The organism is Kutzneria buriramensis (genome assembly GCF_003387475.1).
GTDB classification, from domain to species: domain Bacteria; phylum Actinomycetota; class Actinomycetes; order Mycobacteriales; family Pseudonocardiaceae; genus Kutzneria; species Kutzneria buriramensis.
In genome coordinates, this window is the sequence record NZ_QUNO01000001.1 from 320,002 (window position 1) to 334,830 (window position 14,829).

The 14,829-nt window shown below is 71.7% G+C and carries 13 protein-coding genes and 1 pseudogene; 13 read left to right on the plus strand and 1 reads right to left on the minus strand.

The window, feature by feature from the left end:
• Positions 1-310: 310 nt before the first annotated feature.
• From BCF44_RS01435 to BCF44_RS01480, 11 genes and pseudogenes are all read left to right on the plus strand, one after another.
• Entirely contained in the window at positions 311-1,678 is a 1,368-nt protein-coding gene (locus BCF44_RS01435; protein WP_246014829.1) for a sugar transferase, read from the plus strand.
• A 268-nt stretch (positions 1,679-1,946) separates the two neighbouring features.
• Entirely contained in the window at positions 1,947-2,903 is a 957-nt protein-coding gene (locus BCF44_RS01440) for a glycosyltransferase family 2 protein (protein ID WP_170217293.1), read from the plus strand.
• Between the two features lie 57 nt (positions 2,904-2,960).
• Positions 2,961-3,803 (plus strand): Wzz/FepE/Etk N-terminal domain-containing protein, encoded by an 843-nt coding sequence (locus BCF44_RS01445; protein ID WP_116172230.1) that lies wholly within the window; start codon positions 2,961-2,963, stop codon positions 3,801-3,803.
• The gene (locus tag BCF44_RS01450; RefSeq protein ID WP_116172231.1) at positions 3,800-5,125 is read left to right on the plus strand and encodes an O-antigen ligase family protein; all 1,326 of its coding nucleotides are present in this window, start codon (positions 3,800-3,802) and stop codon (positions 5,123-5,125) included. The genes BCF44_RS01445 and BCF44_RS01450 overlap by 4 nt, the downstream gene beginning before the upstream one ends.
• Positions 5,122-6,075 carry a glycosyltransferase gene (locus BCF44_RS01455; RefSeq protein WP_116172232.1) on the plus strand — a complete coding sequence of 318 codons (954 nt, stop codon included), beginning with the start codon at positions 5,122-5,124 and terminating at the stop codon, positions 6,073-6,075. Before BCF44_RS01450 ends, BCF44_RS01455 begins: the two co-directional genes overlap by 4 nt.
• Positions 6,072-6,890, plus strand: a complete 819-nt coding sequence (locus BCF44_RS01460; RefSeq protein WP_211352842.1) for a glycosyltransferase family 2 protein — start codon at positions 6,072-6,074, stop codon at positions 6,888-6,890. Before BCF44_RS01455 ends, BCF44_RS01460 begins: the two co-directional genes overlap by 4 nt.
• Positions 6,887-8,350 (plus strand): lipopolysaccharide biosynthesis protein, encoded by a 1,464-nt coding sequence (locus BCF44_RS01465; protein ID WP_170217294.1) that lies wholly within the window; start codon positions 6,887-6,889, stop codon positions 8,348-8,350. Before BCF44_RS01460 ends, BCF44_RS01465 begins: the two co-directional genes overlap by 4 nt.
• Positions 8,351-8,492: 142 nt before the next feature.
• The gene (locus BCF44_RS01470) at positions 8,493-9,269 is read left to right on the plus strand and encodes a WecB/TagA/CpsF family glycosyltransferase (protein WP_116172234.1); all 777 of its coding nucleotides are present in this window, start codon (positions 8,493-8,495) and stop codon (positions 9,267-9,269) included.
• Positions 9,266-10,405, plus strand: coding sequence for a glycosyltransferase (locus tag BCF44_RS01475; RefSeq protein WP_116172235.1), 1,140 nt, complete (start codon positions 9,266-9,268; stop codon positions 10,403-10,405). Before BCF44_RS01470 ends, BCF44_RS01475 begins: the two co-directional genes overlap by 4 nt.
• Before the next feature lie 220 nt (positions 10,406-10,625).
• Positions 10,626-11,093 (plus strand): annotated as a pseudogene (locus BCF44_RS59115) (GNAT family N-acetyltransferase); the annotation flags it as partial.
• Positions 11,094-11,189: 96 nt separating this feature from the next.
• Positions 11,190-12,536: a glutamate-1-semialdehyde 2,1-aminomutase gene (locus tag BCF44_RS01480; RefSeq protein WP_379801720.1), complete on the plus strand. Its 1,347-nt coding sequence runs from the start codon at positions 11,190-11,192 to the stop codon at positions 12,534-12,536.
• Positions 12,537-12,908: 372 nt separating this feature from the next.
• Here the strand turns inward: BCF44_RS01480 and BCF44_RS01485 are convergent, their stop codons facing one another.
• A complete protein-coding gene (locus BCF44_RS01485; RefSeq protein ID WP_116172237.1) occupies positions 12,909-13,802 on the minus strand; it encodes a hypothetical protein in 894 nt (297 codons plus the stop codon).
• Between the two features lie 223 nt (positions 13,803-14,025).
• Here BCF44_RS01485 and BCF44_RS01490 point away from each other — a divergent pair, with 223 nt between their 5' ends.
• Together BCF44_RS01490 and BCF44_RS55225 are read left to right on the plus strand one after the other, a co-directional pair.
• Positions 14,026-14,607 (plus strand): RNA polymerase sigma factor, encoded by a 582-nt coding sequence (locus BCF44_RS01490; RefSeq protein ID WP_211352843.1) that lies wholly within the window; start codon positions 14,026-14,028, stop codon positions 14,605-14,607.
• A complete protein-coding gene (locus BCF44_RS55225) occupies positions 14,604-14,777 on the plus strand; it encodes a hypothetical protein (RefSeq protein WP_170217296.1) in 174 nt (57 codons plus the stop codon). Before BCF44_RS01490 ends, BCF44_RS55225 begins: the two co-directional genes overlap by 4 nt.
• Positions 14,778-14,829: the final 52 nt, after the last annotated feature.

A 14,829-nucleotide genomic window follows, 5' to 3' on the forward strand; every position in this document is an offset into this window, starting at 1 on the left:
CATGCCGCTGGAAGCGTTCGGCGGTACAAGCAATAACCTAACTGCCGAATCGTCGAGGCCGTGGTTCGGATATCGTCACGCCGACCCCGCCCCGCCCTTCGTGCACGCGGGTCATCGGGAGGCACTTCTGGCCCCGAATAAGTTGATCTTGGGAGACGGGATGCGGGTCCGGGTGAGACAGCTCAGACGGGACGACGCCGACACGGTGCGGATCCCGGTCCCCGTCGATCTCCGCCGACAGTGGCAGGTGGACGCCCACCCGCCCGCGCGGCCGATCACCACCTGGGAGATCAAGTACCGCCGGGTGGTCATGGCCAGCGACCTCGGCTCGATCCTCGCGGTCGTGCTGACGGTCGGCAGCCTGATCGCCGCGTCGGCGCCGAGCGGCGACTATCCGCCGCTGTTCCTGGCGGGCGCCACGGTGACCGCCATCCTCGCCTCGCTCACCGCCTGCCGCGCCTGGAGCACCGCGGTGCTGGGCCAGGAGGCCGAGGAGTTCCGCCGGCTGGGCAAGGCGATCGTCGCCGCCGCCGTGGTGCTGGCCGTGGTGAGTCTCGGCCTGAACGTGCAGGGCGTGCGGGGCTGGATCTTCGTTGTCACGCCGACGATCGCGCTCGTCGCCTTTCCGCTGCGCTACATCCTCCGCCAGCTGCTGCACCGCCGCCGGCGCGCCGGCCGCTGCCTGCTCCCGGTGATGGTGGCCGGCAGCGTGGACACCGCCACCGACCTGATCGCGCGGACCCGCCGCGAGCCGCACAACGGCTGGCGCATCGAGGCCGTGTGCGCCGGCGGGCAGTCGGATCCGGTCGAGCACGGCGAGATCGACGGCGTGCCGGTCGTGGGTCAACTGGACGACCTGGCCGACCGCGTCCGGCGCGGCGGCTACCGCGTCGTCGCCGTCACGCCCGACCCGTACTGGACCCCGCTTCGCTTGCAGCGCCTGGCCTGGCAGCTCGAAGGCACCTCCACCGAGATGGTCGTGGCGCCGGTCCTGATGGAGGTCGCCGGCCCGCGGGTGCACGTCACCGGCGTGCTCGGCCTGCCGCTGCTGCGCGTGAGCGCGCCGACCTTCACCGGCGCCCGCCGCGTGGTCAAGGAGATCGTCGACAAGATCGGCGCGCTCGTGCTGCTGGCCGCCCTCTCCCCGGTGCTGCTCGCCATCGCCACCGCGATCCGGCTCGGCGACCGGGGCCCCGCGCTGTACCGGCAGCGGCGGATCGGCAAGGACGGCCGCCCGTTCACGATCCTCAAGTTCCGCACCATGGTGGTCGACGCCGACCGGCACCGCGGCGACCTCCAGGCCGGCAACGAGGCCGCCGGCCCGCTGTTCAAGATGCGCCGCGACCCCCGGGTGACGGCGATCGGGGCGGTGCTGCGCCGGTTCTCCATCGACGAGCTGCCCCAGCTGTTCAACGTTCTCGGCGGCACCATGTCGCTGGTCGGCCCCCGGCCGCCGCTGCCGAGCGAGGTGCAGGCCTACGGGCCGGACATGCTGCGCCGGCTGCTGGTGAAACCCGGCCTCACCGGTTTGTGGCAGGTGAGTGGGCGCAGCGATCTGCCGTGGGACGAATCGGTTCGCCTCGATCTGCGATACGTCGAGGACTGGTCGCTCGCGCTCGACGCGCTGATCCTGTGGAAGACGGTTCGCGCGGTGGTGCGCGGCCAAGGCGCGTACTGACCGAAATTGTCGAACACAACGCTCCGGTGATCTTCCATGACCGCCGACCGCGCGACGAATGCGGTCGGTCACGATTGTGAATTGTGGACAAAAAATGCCCCGTACGACCCGTTTTGCCGGCCTCCTGTCCGAATTGGTCCACGCCGCACCGGCTGGGAAGCTGACGCATCGATCCCGGGTGAGCCGAACGGCGGCGTCGGACCTTGCCGAATGCCAGCGGCATGACCGAGCCTGTACCGGGGATCCCGCCGTCATCACTGGAGGTCTGGTGAACAGGAAGGTCGCGGACAAGGCGGCCCCGACGCTCATCGGCGCCGCGACCGCGCCGGTCGCCGTCGGACTGCCGGTGTACAACGGCGAGCCCTACCTGGCCGCCGCGCTGGCGAGCCTGCTGGCGCAGCGGGACGTCGACTTCGAGCTGTGGATCGGCGACAACTGCTCCACCGACGGCACCGAGGAGCTGTGCCGCGAGGCCGCCCGGCACGACGACCGGATCCGCTACCGCAGACGCGAGCGCAACATCGGCCCGACCGCCAACCACAACCGCCTGGTGCACGAGGCCAGGTCGCGGTACTTCACCTGGGCCGCCTCCGACGACGCGTACGAGCCGGACCGGCTGCACAAGATGGTCGCCGCGCTGGCCGACCGCCCCGACGCGGTGCTGGCCTTCACCTCGGCCCGTCAGATCGACTCCGGCGGGCGGACGGTCGGGCACTGGCACAATCCGTGTCGCACCGACCACGTCGACCCGGTCGTCCGCATCCGCGACCTGATCGGCCTGGAGCACGAGAACTACCACTGCTACGGCCTGTACCTGCGGGACGTGCTGACGAAGACCCACCTGCTGCCGCCGGTCAAGAACAACGACCGGATCCTGATCGCCGAGCTGGCGCTGTACGGCCGGTTCGTCGAGGTCCGCGAGGAACTGCTGCTGCACCGCCTGCACGAGCAGCGCCTCACCCAGTCGGTCTCGGCCCGCGACTGGTACCGGACGCAGCGCACCGACGGCCGCCGCCTGGTCCTCCCCAACGTCGAGGAGGCCGGCTGGTACCTGAGGGCCATCGCGGGGGCACCCCTGCGACGCCAGGATCGAGTGCTGGCACTGTTGGCACTGCGACCGTGGGTCCGCGAGAACGCGGCGCCGATGGCGCGCAACGTGGCCAGGGCGGCCCTCGACGGGGCACGCATGGCCGCGTCGGCCTCCGGCCGGCTGTTGGGCAAGTGAGACCGAGCCGCGGGCCTGCCGCCCGCGGCGCAGAGTGACGCGAAAGGGAACACGGACGTGGACGCGTTGGACATCCTGCGAGTGCTGCGACGGCGGTGGCAGATCACCGCAGCGGTCGCCGCCGCGTTCGCCGTGCTGGTCGGCGCGGTGCTGTTCCTGGTGCCCCAGCAGTACAAGGTGACCGCGATCGCCCTGGTCACGCCGGCGAGCAACCAGGACGTGCAGAACCCGTACACGGTCTCGGACCAGGCCCAGTCGCGGATGGCGGCGCTGCTGGTCACCGTGCTCACCGCGCCGGCCACCGCCGACGGCTACGTGGCCAAGGGCGCGAACGGCACCATCGAGGTCACCAACGCCAACGGCGTCACCGACACCTCCCAGACCGACAGCCCCTTCATCACGATCACCGTGACCGACCTGTCGGCGGCCGGCGCGGTGCACGGCGCGCAGGTCGTGCGGCAGCGGGCGATCGACGAGCTGAAGAACCGCCAGGACGCGGCCCAGGTCGCCGCCGCGCAGCGGCTGACGCTGACCGACGTGCTGCCGACGACGGACGCCGTCACGACGCACGCCTCCCAGCTGCGGGCCGTCGGCCTGGTCGCCGCGCTCGGTCTGGTGCTCGGCGTGCTGGGCATCGTCGTCGCCGACCGGGTGCTGGTCTCCCGGGCCAAGCGCCGCGAAGCCGCCGAGGCGGAGGAGGCGGCCACCCCGCCGGCGGCCACCCCGCCGGCCCCGAAGGCTCCGCCGACCGCGGCCGGCGCGGCCGTCGAGAAGTTGAACGGCGCGAACGACCACCGCCGGGGCGTGCTGCCCGCCGTCACCTCGCCCGCCGACTCGCCGACGATCAAGTTCTCGCCGGTGCGCAGCGACCAGAAGCAAGGCGGGGGAAGCCGCCGATGACGGTGGCCGCGGCCGGCAGACGCGTGCCGGTCACCACGCTCGCCGCCGAAGCCCTGTTCCGGGTCTCGCCGCACGTCGTCCTCGCCGTCTACATGCTGCTGCTGGCGTTGCCGCAGAACAACGTGCTCGCCGGCGGCGGCGGGGCGATCACCCCGGCCCGGATCGTGGCCGGCGGCTGCCTGCTGTGGTGGCTGGTGGCCCGGTTCGCCGGCGGATTCAAGCTGGCCACGGGTCCCAACCCGGTACGCCGGATCGTGCTGGTGGCGCTCGGCCTGCTGGCGGCGGCCGACGCCGTCGCGTTCATCGGCGGCGTGCCGGATTCGAGGATCTCCGGCGCGGACCGCACCGCGATGCTCTTCGTGCTCGCCGCGGGTGTGGCGCTGCTCGTCTGCGACGGCCTGAGCAGCACCCGCGCGCTGCGGGCGGTGTTCGCCGGCGCCGTGGTGGGGTTCAGCTGCTCGGCGATCGCCGCGATCGGCCAGTTCGTCCACGCCGTCGACCTGCGGACGCTCACCGTGTTCCCGGGCCTGGTCACGCAGCAGCTCGTGAGCATCTCGCTGCCACGTGGCGGCCTCGTGCGCTCGCTGGGCTTCGCCAATCACCCCATCGAGTTGGCGGCGACCGCCGCGGCGATGCTGCCGCTCACCCTGCACCTCGCCCGGTACGGCCGGCTCAAGACGTTCTGGTGGGCCTGCGCCGCGGTGCTCGCGGTCGGCCCGCTGGTGTCGATCTCCCGCACCGGTCTGCTCGGGCTCGCGGTGGTCGCGCTGTTCCTGCTGCCCCGGTACGGGCTGGTCCGCTGGCTGCTGGCCGGCGGCCTGATGGCCAGCATGGTGCTCGCCGCCGGCGTGGTGCAGCCGAAGCTGATGGACGTGCTGGTCGGCACGGTCGCCGGGTCCAGCAAGGACAGCAGCATCTGGTCCCGCCTGACCAAGTACGACTACGTGTGGCAGCACTTCCTGGCCAAACCGCTGGGCGGTCAGGGATTGGGCACCTACGTCACGTCGGTCCAGCCGTTCCTGGACAACCAGTACCTGCTGACCGCCGTCGAGTCGGGCCTGCCCGGCCTGGTCGGCTTCGTGCTGCTGCTCGGGGTCCCGATGTGGTGGTCGTTCCGGTTCTGGCGGTCGAAGAAGATCGAGTCGCCGCCGCAGGTGCGGGACGCGGCCTGGGCGATCGGGGTGGCGCTGCTGGTGTGCGCGTTGAGCTTCGGCACGTACGACGGGCTCACCTTCCCGCAGTTCGAAGGGGTGTCCCTGATGCTCGTCGGCAGTGCGGGGGCGCTGTACCGGATCGCCCGCCGAACCGAGGTGGTCGCATGACTCGGGTGCTGGTCGCGGTCGTGACCTTCAACTCCGCCGCCGATCTGCCCCGGCTGGTGGCGAGCCTGCCCGCCGGCATGGACGGCACCGACTGGCGGCTCGTCGTGGCCGACAACTGTTCGAGCGACGACACCGTCGACGTGATCAACCGCCTCGCGCCGGACGCGAAGGTGGTGCAGACCGGCGCGAACCTGGGCTATGCCGCCGGCATCAACGCCTGCGCGGAGTGGGCCGAGCCCGACGAGGCGCTGTTCGTGCTGAACGCCGACGTCGTGCTCGGACGCGGCTGCGCGCTGGCGCTGCTGGCGGCCTGCTCGACCGGCTCGGTCGGCGTGGCCGTCCCGCTCGTCACCCGAACCGACGGCACCGTCGAGCCGACGCTGCGCCGACGTCCGACGCCGACTCGCGTGCTGGCGGAGGCGCTGCTCGGCGCCCGCGCCGGCGCGTTCGGCGAGCGCGTCGAGGCGCCGATGCCGGCGCGCCCGATCGACGTCGACTGGGCCAACGGCGCCGCGCTGCTGATCCCCGCCGAGGTGCGGCTGCGTATCGGCAAGTGGCAGGAGGACCTGTTCCTGTACTCGGAGGAGGTCGACTACTGCCGCCGCGTCGTTGACGCCGGCTGGCGGGTGCGGCAGGTCCCCACCGCGCGCGCCACGCACGAGGGCGGTGACGTCACGACCTCGCCGGCGCTGTGGGCCCAGCTGATCACCAACAAGGTCGTCCACGTGGCCCGCTGGGAGGGCCGCACGGCCGCCGAGCTGGTGTGGGCCACCCTGCTGATCGCCCAGCTCATCCGGCTACCGTTGCGCCGGGGCATCCACCGCCGCGCGCTTCGGGAACTCCTGCGCGGGCGGCGCGTGCTGGTCGCCGGCGTGCCGACCAACCCGGCCGCACCGCCGGAGTTCCGCCGACGAATCCGGGTGACCAGGGCGATAGGAGGCCGTGCGTGAGGGACTATGCCCTGCTGCCGCAGCCGGTGAAGGACCTGCTCCGACAGTCGGTGGGCAAGAACGTCGTCGGCGAGAACTGGTGGCGGGTGCGCTTCGCGGCCGAACGCTTCGACGCGGAGCGGGCCGAGCACACGGAGGTGGCCGCGCTGGCGCGTGGCCTGGAGCGAGTGCCGTCCGCGAGTGTCGCCGTCATCACGCCGACCTACCGCCGCGCCGACCGTTTGGTCACCGCGGTGACAAGTGCGTTGAACCAGACCGTGCGCGACGTCGTCGTGGTCGTGGTGGACGACGGCGGCGGCGAGCTGGACGGACTGCCGGACGACCCGCGGCTCGTCGTGCTCCGGTTGTCGCGCAACCACGGCAGCCCGGGCCTGGCTCGCAACGTCGCCCTCAAGCTGAGCCGATCCCCGTACGTGGCCTTCCTCGACGACGACAACACCTGGCGTCCCGACCATCTGGAGCGGGCGCTGGCGGCGCTCGAGTCCGGCGCCGGCATGGTGTACACGGCGCTGCGCCGGCTTCGCGAGGACGGCAGCGAGCTGGACGTGCTGAGCCGGCCGTTCGACCGCGCGGCCCACCGCGACGGCGAGTGGGTGGACATCAATGCCGTGGTGCTGCGGCGTTTCGCCGGCGTCCGGTTCGATCCGTGGGCGCGGCCGCGCTGGGTGCATCCGCGTGAGGACTGGGAATTCGTGCACCGGGTCTCCGCGAAATTACGGGTACGCCACGTTCCAGTGGCCACTGTGGACTATTCGGTGCACAGTGGCAGCTACTTCACCGACTGGGACGCAACGGCGATCGGAGTTTCCACGTGAGCGAGGTCGTCGACGGCTCGCGCGACTCCGACGGCGCGCTGTCCGGGCAGTTCAAGCTCGGCCTGCGGTTCAGCCTGATCAACACGGTGTTCTCGCGGCTGGCGACGTTCGCCGTCGGGGTGCTGCTGGCCCGGCTGCTCGCGCCCGAGCAGTTCGGGCTCTACACGACCGCCCTGGTCGTGCAGACGCTGCTGCTCACATTCAACGACTTCGGCACCGCGACGGCGCTCGTCCGGCACAAGGGCGACGTCCGCCCGATGCTGCCCACGGTCTGGACGATCTCCGTCGGCGGCGCGTCGATCGTGTACGTGCTGTGCCTGCTGTCCGCGCCCGCGCTGGCGACCGGCCTGGGCTCGCCGCAGGCCGCCGATCTCGTGCGGGTGCTGTCGATCAACGTCCTGCTGGACGGGTTCGCGGCCGTGCCCGGCGCGCTGCTGACGCGGAACCTGCGCCAGGCCAGACGCCTGATCGCCGACGTCGCCGGGTTGCTGGTGAACCTCGGGCTGACCGCCGCCCTGGCGGTGACCGGCTTCGGCGCGTGGGCGCTCGTGATCGGCCACGTCAGCGGCACGGCGGTGGTCACGCTGCTGCTGCTGATCGTCACCAAGCAGTTGCCGCGCTTCGGGATCAGGCGGCAGCACGTCGCCGAGGTCGCCAAGTACGGCGGCGCGGTCGTGGTGTCGTCGGTGGTGATGGTGCTGCTGCAATACGCTCCGCAAACGATTACGGGACGGATGCTCGGCGCCACCGCGCTCGGCTTCTTCTACCTCGCGTCGAATGTGTCGAGCTGGCCCGCCTCCGTGATCACCACGACCGTGGAGCGAGTCGGCCTCGCGACCTTCTCTCGGGCGCGTGACGCCGGCGTGGACCTCGACCGCGCGGCGTCGGCGGTGATCGGCATGGTCGCCATGGCGGTGCTGCCCGGCGGCGCCGCGCTGGCGCTGCTCGCGCCGCAGATCGTCGAGCTGGTCTACGGCGACAAGTGGGCGCCGGCCGCGCCGGTGCTCGCCGGTCTGGCCGTGGCCACCATCGCCCGGGTGCTGGCCGACCTCGTGTTCAACCTGATGATCACTGCGGGTTCGGCGCTGTCTTCCGTGCTGGTGCAGGTGATCTGGCTCGTCGCGCTGGTGCCGACCGCCATTGTCGCCACGGCGACTTGGGGGCTCGTCGGCATGGGGTGGGCGGTCGCGGCCGTCGCCTGTGTCGTGGCGCTTCCCGTACACGCATGGGGTCTGTGGCGGGCCGGCGTGCACGTGCCGGCCCTGCTGCGGGGGTTGGCGGTGCCGCTGGCGGCGACCGCGGTGGTCGTCGCCGCCCTGGTCGGCACGGGGCTCGTGCTGCACCACTCGCTGCTGTACCTGGTCACCGGCATGGTGATCACCGGTGCGGTGGTGGCCCTTGGGTGGTTCGGCGGACGTGACCGTTTGTCCACGGCACTTGACGCCCCGGCGGAGGTCTGAGTCCGTGAGGGCACCCCGCCCGCAGGCGGATCTGATCTTCCCCCATACTCGACGTTGCGACGCTTCAGAAGTGCAGGCGTGGCAGGAGGAAAGTCCGGCGAGTCCGATCGGGACTGTGGGATCGCGAAGGGAAACACGATCCATGACGATTCCGGCGCTGCGGGTGGGCCCCGTGCGTGTGCACGACCTCGACTTCGACCCCGCCGCGCAGGAGATCCTCAGACTCGCCGAGACCAACGCCGGCGAGCGCGCCGTCGTGGTCACCCCGAACGGCCAGCACCTGGACCTGCTCCAACGCGACCGCGCGCTGATGGCCGCCTATCACCGAGCGGAGCTCGTGCTGCCGGACGGCTGGCCGGTGGTGCTGGCGATGAAGTGGCGCGGGGCCAAGGCCGGCGCCCGGGTGACCGGCGCGGACCTGCTGCCGGCGCTGTGCGCCGAGGCCGCGGATCGGGGCATCGCCGTCGGTTTCCTCGGCGGCAAGCCCGGTGTGGCCGCCAAGGCCGCGGAGCGGCTGGTGCGCCGCCTGCCCGAGCTGAAGGTCGAGCTCGTGCACTCGCCGCCGCTCGGCTTCGAGAACGACGAGGACGTGTGCCGCGAGACGTCCGAGCTGGTCGAGATGTCCGGTGTCCAGCTGCTTTTCGTCGGTCTGGGCGCGCCCAAGCAGGAGCTTTTCGCCGATCGCTGGCTGCGGATGTCCGGTCGGGGCGTGTCCGTCTGCGTCGGCGCGGCGATCGACTTCATCGCCGGTGAGCAGACCCGGGCGCCGGAGATCTGGCGGAAACTCGGCGCCGAGTGGCTGTACCGCATGCTGCGGGAGCCGCGCCGGCTGGCCGGGCGGTATGCACGATCCGTCCCGGTTGTCCTGCGGGTCCTCGGTGACGCCGCCGTGGCCCGGTTGCTGGGCGCGCGGCGGTGACCGCCGAGGTCTGCGTCGTCACCGCGTACCCGCCGGGTCGCAGGGAGCTCGGCGGCGGCGGCTGGGTCGACCGAAGGCTGCTGGAGTCGTTGCGGGTCAACGGAACCTCGGTCGACCTGGTCACGGTGACCGGACCCGACGGAGAGTGGCGGGAACACGGCTACAGCGGCGTCTCCGCCGGCTCCGTGCCGTTGGAGATGCGCTCGGACCGAGCAGCCCTCGCCCGGGTCGCCCTCGGCATGCTGGTGAGCCCGGAGCCTTATCTGGCAAGGAAGTTCACGGCCTTCGGCGGCTGGTCCCGGGCGGTGCAGCTGCTTCGCGCGCGGGCCGCCGGAAAACCGGTGCTCACCAGCGGATGGCCCGCTCTGTTGCTGGCCCATGCCGCCGGTGTAACGGTTTCCGCGCACGTCGCGCACAACGTGGAGTCCGTGATCGCGGCCGAGCATTCGCCGACGCCGTTGCGGCTGTTGGGCGAACGCGCACGGCTGCGCCACGCCGAACGCCGGCTGCTGCGCACGCCGCGGCGGGTGTTCGCGTTGTCCCGAACGGACGCGTCCGTGCTGCGCAACTGGGGCGCGGTCGCCGAGGCCCTGCCGATTCCCGTTGTCCCGCAGGGGGAATCGGTTTCCGAGCGGCCGAACACCGTCGGCTTCATCGGCAAGGCGTCGTGGCCGCCGAACGCCAGCGCCCTGCGTGCGCTGCTCGGCCCCGTGCACGAGGAGTTGGAGCGGCTCGGCTCCGACGTCCGCTTCGTGCTGGCCGGTCGTGGCACCGACGAGTTCGCCGGGCACCCGCGGGTCGTCTCCAGCGGCTGGGTCGCCGACGAGACGGACTTCTATGCGAGGGTCGGTCTGGTTGTGGTGCCGCGTTTCGGCGTGAGCACGGGGATCAGCGTCAAGATGATCGAAGCGGCCGAGTTCGGGGTGTCCGCGCTGGTGCCCCGCGCGCTGGCCGACGCCGTCGATCCCGACGGGCCGTGGCTGGTCGCCGACGAGCCGGCGGCCATCGCCGAGGGCATCGCCAAGTGGTCGTGCTCGGGGCGTGAGTCGGACGTGCGCGACTGGGTGCTGCGCAACGACCCGGCGCGGACCGGAGCGATGCTCACCTCGGTGCTGACTTCCGGCGGCACGTCCTAACCGGCGTGCACGGAAAGTGTCGAATTGTCACCCATAAGGGTCATCTCGATTGTGTGTTGCCCGACACGGGGTTGGCTGGAGCACACCCCCGGTATCAGGATGTCGGACACGGTGGACGCGTCGACGGTCAGGAGGTCCGGTGCCCGGTCTGCTCCGTCAGGCGTTGCGCTTCCGTTTCGGATCACTGGGCGGCACCGGGCTCGTGACGCTCGGCCCGGTCGTGACCAGGGGCAAGGTCGTCGAGCTGCGGCCGCCGGAGGGGGCCGACGCCGCCGAGTGGTCCCGGCTGGCCCGCCCGGAGGGTGACCGTCTGGAGCCCCGGTGGGCCGAGAGTGATCTCGACTGGGTGACGCGCACGAGCGAGGCCGCGTGGCGGGAGCGGTGCGCGGAGCTGCGGCGACTGGCCCGTGACGACAAGGCGCTGCCGTTCCTGATCACCGTCGACGGCGGGATCGCCGGCGAGCTGCTGCTGGACCGCGTCGACCGGGGGCGCGGCTCCGCCGAGCTGGACGTCTGGATCTCGCAGGCACGCGAGGGCGCCTCGATCACGGCGTCCGCGCTGCGGCTGTTGCTGCACCACGCCTTCGGCGAGTACGAGCTGCGCCGGCTGACCGCGGCGATTCCGGTCGGCGACCACGGCGCGGCGACCTTGTTCAGCCGCGCCGGTTTCCGTCGCGAGGGGCTGCTGCGCGGATACCGGCGATCGCTCGACTACGAACTGTGGTCGCTGCTGGCCACCGACCGCCCTGAGGAGTCCATTTCGGACTTACCTATAGTGTCGGCGGTGGACGTTCCTGGCGGTGGTAGGGGTTTCGAGCGGTCGAGCGCGTTGCAGCGCCGGCTGCACGAACTGGTGCCCGGCGGGGCCCACACCTACGCGCGGGGTTCCGACCAGTACCCGGAGGACATGGCGCCGGTGCTCGTCCGCGGCGACGGCTGCCGGGTCTGGGACGCCGACGGCAACTGCTTCATCGAGTACGGCATGGGCCTCAGGTCGGTCACCCTCGGCCACGGCTACCGGCCGGTGCTCGACGCCGTGCACCGCGCGCTGGCCGACGGCGTGAACTTCTCGCGGCCGACCCGGCTCGAGGTGGCCGCCGCCGAGGACTTCCTGAGCCTGGTGCCCGGCGCGGACATGGTGAAGTTCGCCAAGAACGGCTCCGACGCCACGTCCGCGGCGATCCGGCTGGCCCGCGCGGCCACCGGCCGGGACATGGTGGCGGTGTGCGATCAGCCGTTCTTCTCCGCCGACGACTGGTTCATCGGCGCGGTCGAGATGAACGCCGGCGTGCCCGAGAACACCCGCAACCAGACGGTTCGCTTCCAGTTCAACGACCTCGAGTCGCTGCGGCAGCGGTTCGCCGAGAACGGCGGCCAGATCGCGTGCGTGGTGATGGAGGCGGCCACCGCGCTGGCCGAGCCGGAACCCGGCTTCCTGGAAGGGGTCCGCGCGCTGTGCGACGCCCACGGCGCGCTGCTCGTCTTCGACGAGATGATCACGGGATTCCGGTGGTCGGCCAGCGGGGCACAGACCGTGTACGGGGTGCGGCCGGACCTGTCGTGCTGGGGCAAGGCGATGGGCAACGGGTTCCCGATCTCGGCGCTGGCCGGCCGGCGGGACCTGATGGAACTCGGCGGGCTGCGGACGGAGTCGCCGCGCGTGTTCCTGCTCTCCACCACCCACGGCCCCGAAACCGTGTCCCTGGCGGCGTTTCGCGCCGTCGTGCGGGCCTACGCCGACAGCGACCCGATCGGCGTCATGGAGCGCCGCGGCACGCAGCTGGCCGAGGGAGTGAACTCCGCCGCCAGCGAGCTGGGCGTCGAGCACCTCGTCGCCGCCATCGGCCGGCCGTCGTGCATGGTGTTCACCACCCGTGACGGCGAGGGGCGGCCCTCCCAGCCGTACCGCACGCTGTTCCTCCAGGAGCTGCTGCGCCGGGGAGTGCTCGGGCAGTCGTTCGTCATTTCGGCGGCGCACACCGTCGCCGACGTCGAGCACACCATCCGGGCCACCCGCGAGGCCCTGGTCGTCTACCGCCAGGCGCTGGAAGACGGTGGCGTGGACCGGTTTCTGATCGGTCGCCCCGTCGCGCCGGCGCTGCGTTCGCTGGCCCGGCCGCGCCAGCTCTGAGGACAGAAATGAGGGCGCTGGGCGGTTCTCACCGTCCAGCGCCCTCGGTTGGCCATCGCTGACGTTCCGTCGGCTCTGCCCCTCGTAGTGCCGGAGGAGTCGTCACCGGTGGCCAAGTTTGGGAGCCCCGACGCCACGGGGGCAACGCGACGCCGGGGCCAGCCCCCGACCTGACCGGGCGCGGTCGGCAGGTCGGGAAGATCCGGGACACGTGGGGGGAGGATCGTCGCCCGCGGCGCGACAGCACCGTGAGGACGTGCTCGACGTGGTCGGCATACGCGGCGATGACCCACTCTGGGGGCATCCCCGGGCCCGGATCAGCTCGGCGCGGCCGCACGAGGGCACACGAGTGCCGTGCGACCGTGGTCGGCGTCAGTCAGGCGAGGTGCTGGGCAGCCCGGGAACGCCGTCGCTGACGCGCTTGGCGCTGTGCTCGTCGGTGGTCGAGCCGGGGCTGGGCCGGAAGCCGGCGCCCGGCGGCACGACGGCCGCGACGCCGTTGGCGCCGCCGAGGTCGTGGCCGGAGGAGGAACCGCTCGTGGACGGGCTGGAGATCGGTTGCGCCGCCGGCTGTTCGAGCGGCAGGTCGCTGGGGGTCTGCGGCAGGTCGGGGACGGCCCCGGCGGGCTGCCCCATGGAGGACTCGATCGACTTCGTGGCCGGCTGCCCGACAAGGGGGCTGACCGGCGGCGCGGTCGGCTGCACATGGACCGGCGGCGGCGCGACCGGCGGCGCCGCCGGTGGTGCGGCCGGGGGCGGCGGGGTTGTCTTCACCGGGACGGTGACGGTGGTGGTGCCCGTCCACACGTCGCCGGTGCTGGTGCCGCCGGTGCCCTGGGACGGCGTGGTGTAGTTGGCGCTGTCTTCGTTGCCCTGGTTGTCGGCGTTGCCGTTGCCCTGGTTCCCGGTGCTCTGGGAGTTGCCCGGGTGCACGAGGCTGTTCAGGTGGCCGCCGTTGCCCTGGCTGTTGTCGTTGCCGTGCTGCTGGAGCAGGACAAGGGTGTCGGGGCTCGGCAGGCGCAGGTGGCTCTGCCGGCCGAGGTCCTTCAGCAGACCGTTGACCAGGGAGGACAGGTCGGACTGGAGCGTGTCCGAGACGGGCTTGGGCTGCGGCGTGTCGTGCGATGTCGCCGCGCTCGCCACGGCGGAGCCGAGCACGCAGGCCAGCAGGGTCAGGCCGCCGGTGACGGCGACCCGGATGACGGCGGCGCGCAGCGCAGTGCCGGCGCACCGCACCGCACCCTCGCCGGCCACCGTCACCACCACCGTCCGCTGCCGCTGACAAAAACATGAAGTTGTCGGACTCGCGTTTAGCGCCGCGATCGATTCGCGGCCCGTCGGTTGTCCGGGATCAGTCTCGCACAACGTGGCAACCGCAGGTTGCGTTCCGTGGTCGGCCACTCGTTTGAGGGTTTTCGGCCGAGCGGGGGATCCGCTCCCCTCGGTGTCGCTTCTAACCCGTGACCAACTCGTCTACGGGGAGGACCGAGTGCAAGTCGACACATCGTCAGGGACGGCCTCCGCGGCCGAACTGCTCAGTGCCGCAGAACAAGGCGACCGGGCCGCTTGGCGCGAACTCGTGGCCAGGTTCACGCCGACCGTGTGGGCCGTCGCGCGGGCGCATCGGCTCGATCGGGCCGACGCGGCCGACGTCGTGCAGAACACCTGGCTGTCATTGCTGGAGAATATGAACGGAATTCACAATCCGGCCCGGCTGGCGGCCTGGCTCGCCACCACCGCGCGCCGGCACAGCCTGCGGGTGGTGGCCGCGCGCCGCCGCGAGACCCCGGTTGACGAGCCACGATCGGCCGACCTGCGGGCCGAGGCGGCCGACGTGCCGGTCGTGCGGGACGCGTGGCACGCCGAGTTGTGGCGGGCGTTCACCCAGTTGTCGGAACACTGCCAGAAGGTGCTGCGGGTGCTGGTGCACTCGCCGGAGCTTTCCTACGAGCAAGTGGCCGCAGCGGTCGGCATCGCGCCCGGCAGCGTTGGGCCGACAAGGGGACGGTGTCTGATCGAACTACGCCGAAAGGCGGCGCTGGCGGGATTGTTCGCGGAGGGGGCGCGATGAGGCAGATGTCCGTGTGGCGGCTGCTCGATCCGGCGGATCGAGCGTTGCTGAACCAACTCCGGGTGCTGCTGCGTGGAATCGATCCGGTTCCGCAAGAGGTCATGGCGGCCGCCGATTCACTCTATCAGCGCATTGCCTCGCGTCGGAGGGTAATGGCTCGGGTGTGGTGATCGACTAACACGGCAATGGGGTCCCGAAAAGCTTCGAGACCCCATTGTTACG

Coding starts and splice junctions, on each gene's coding strand:
- BCF44_RS01435 (WP_246014829.1), top strand. CDS start 311: ATGGCCAGCGACCTCGGCTCGATCCTCGCGGTCGTGCTGACGGTCGGC.
- BCF44_RS01455 (WP_116172232.1), top strand. CDS start 5,122: ATGACTCGGGTGCTGGTCGCGGTCGTGACCTTCAACTCCGCCGCCGAT.
- BCF44_RS01470 (WP_116172234.1), top strand. CDS start 8,493: ATGACGATTCCGGCGCTGCGGGTGGGCCCCGTGCGTGTGCACGACCTC.
- BCF44_RS55225 (WP_170217296.1), top strand. CDS start 14,604: ATGAGGCAGATGTCCGTGTGGCGGCTGCTCGATCCGGCGGATCGAGCG.
- BCF44_RS01450 (WP_116172231.1), top strand. CDS start 3,800: ATGACGGTGGCCGCGGCCGGCAGACGCGTGCCGGTCACCACGCTCGCC.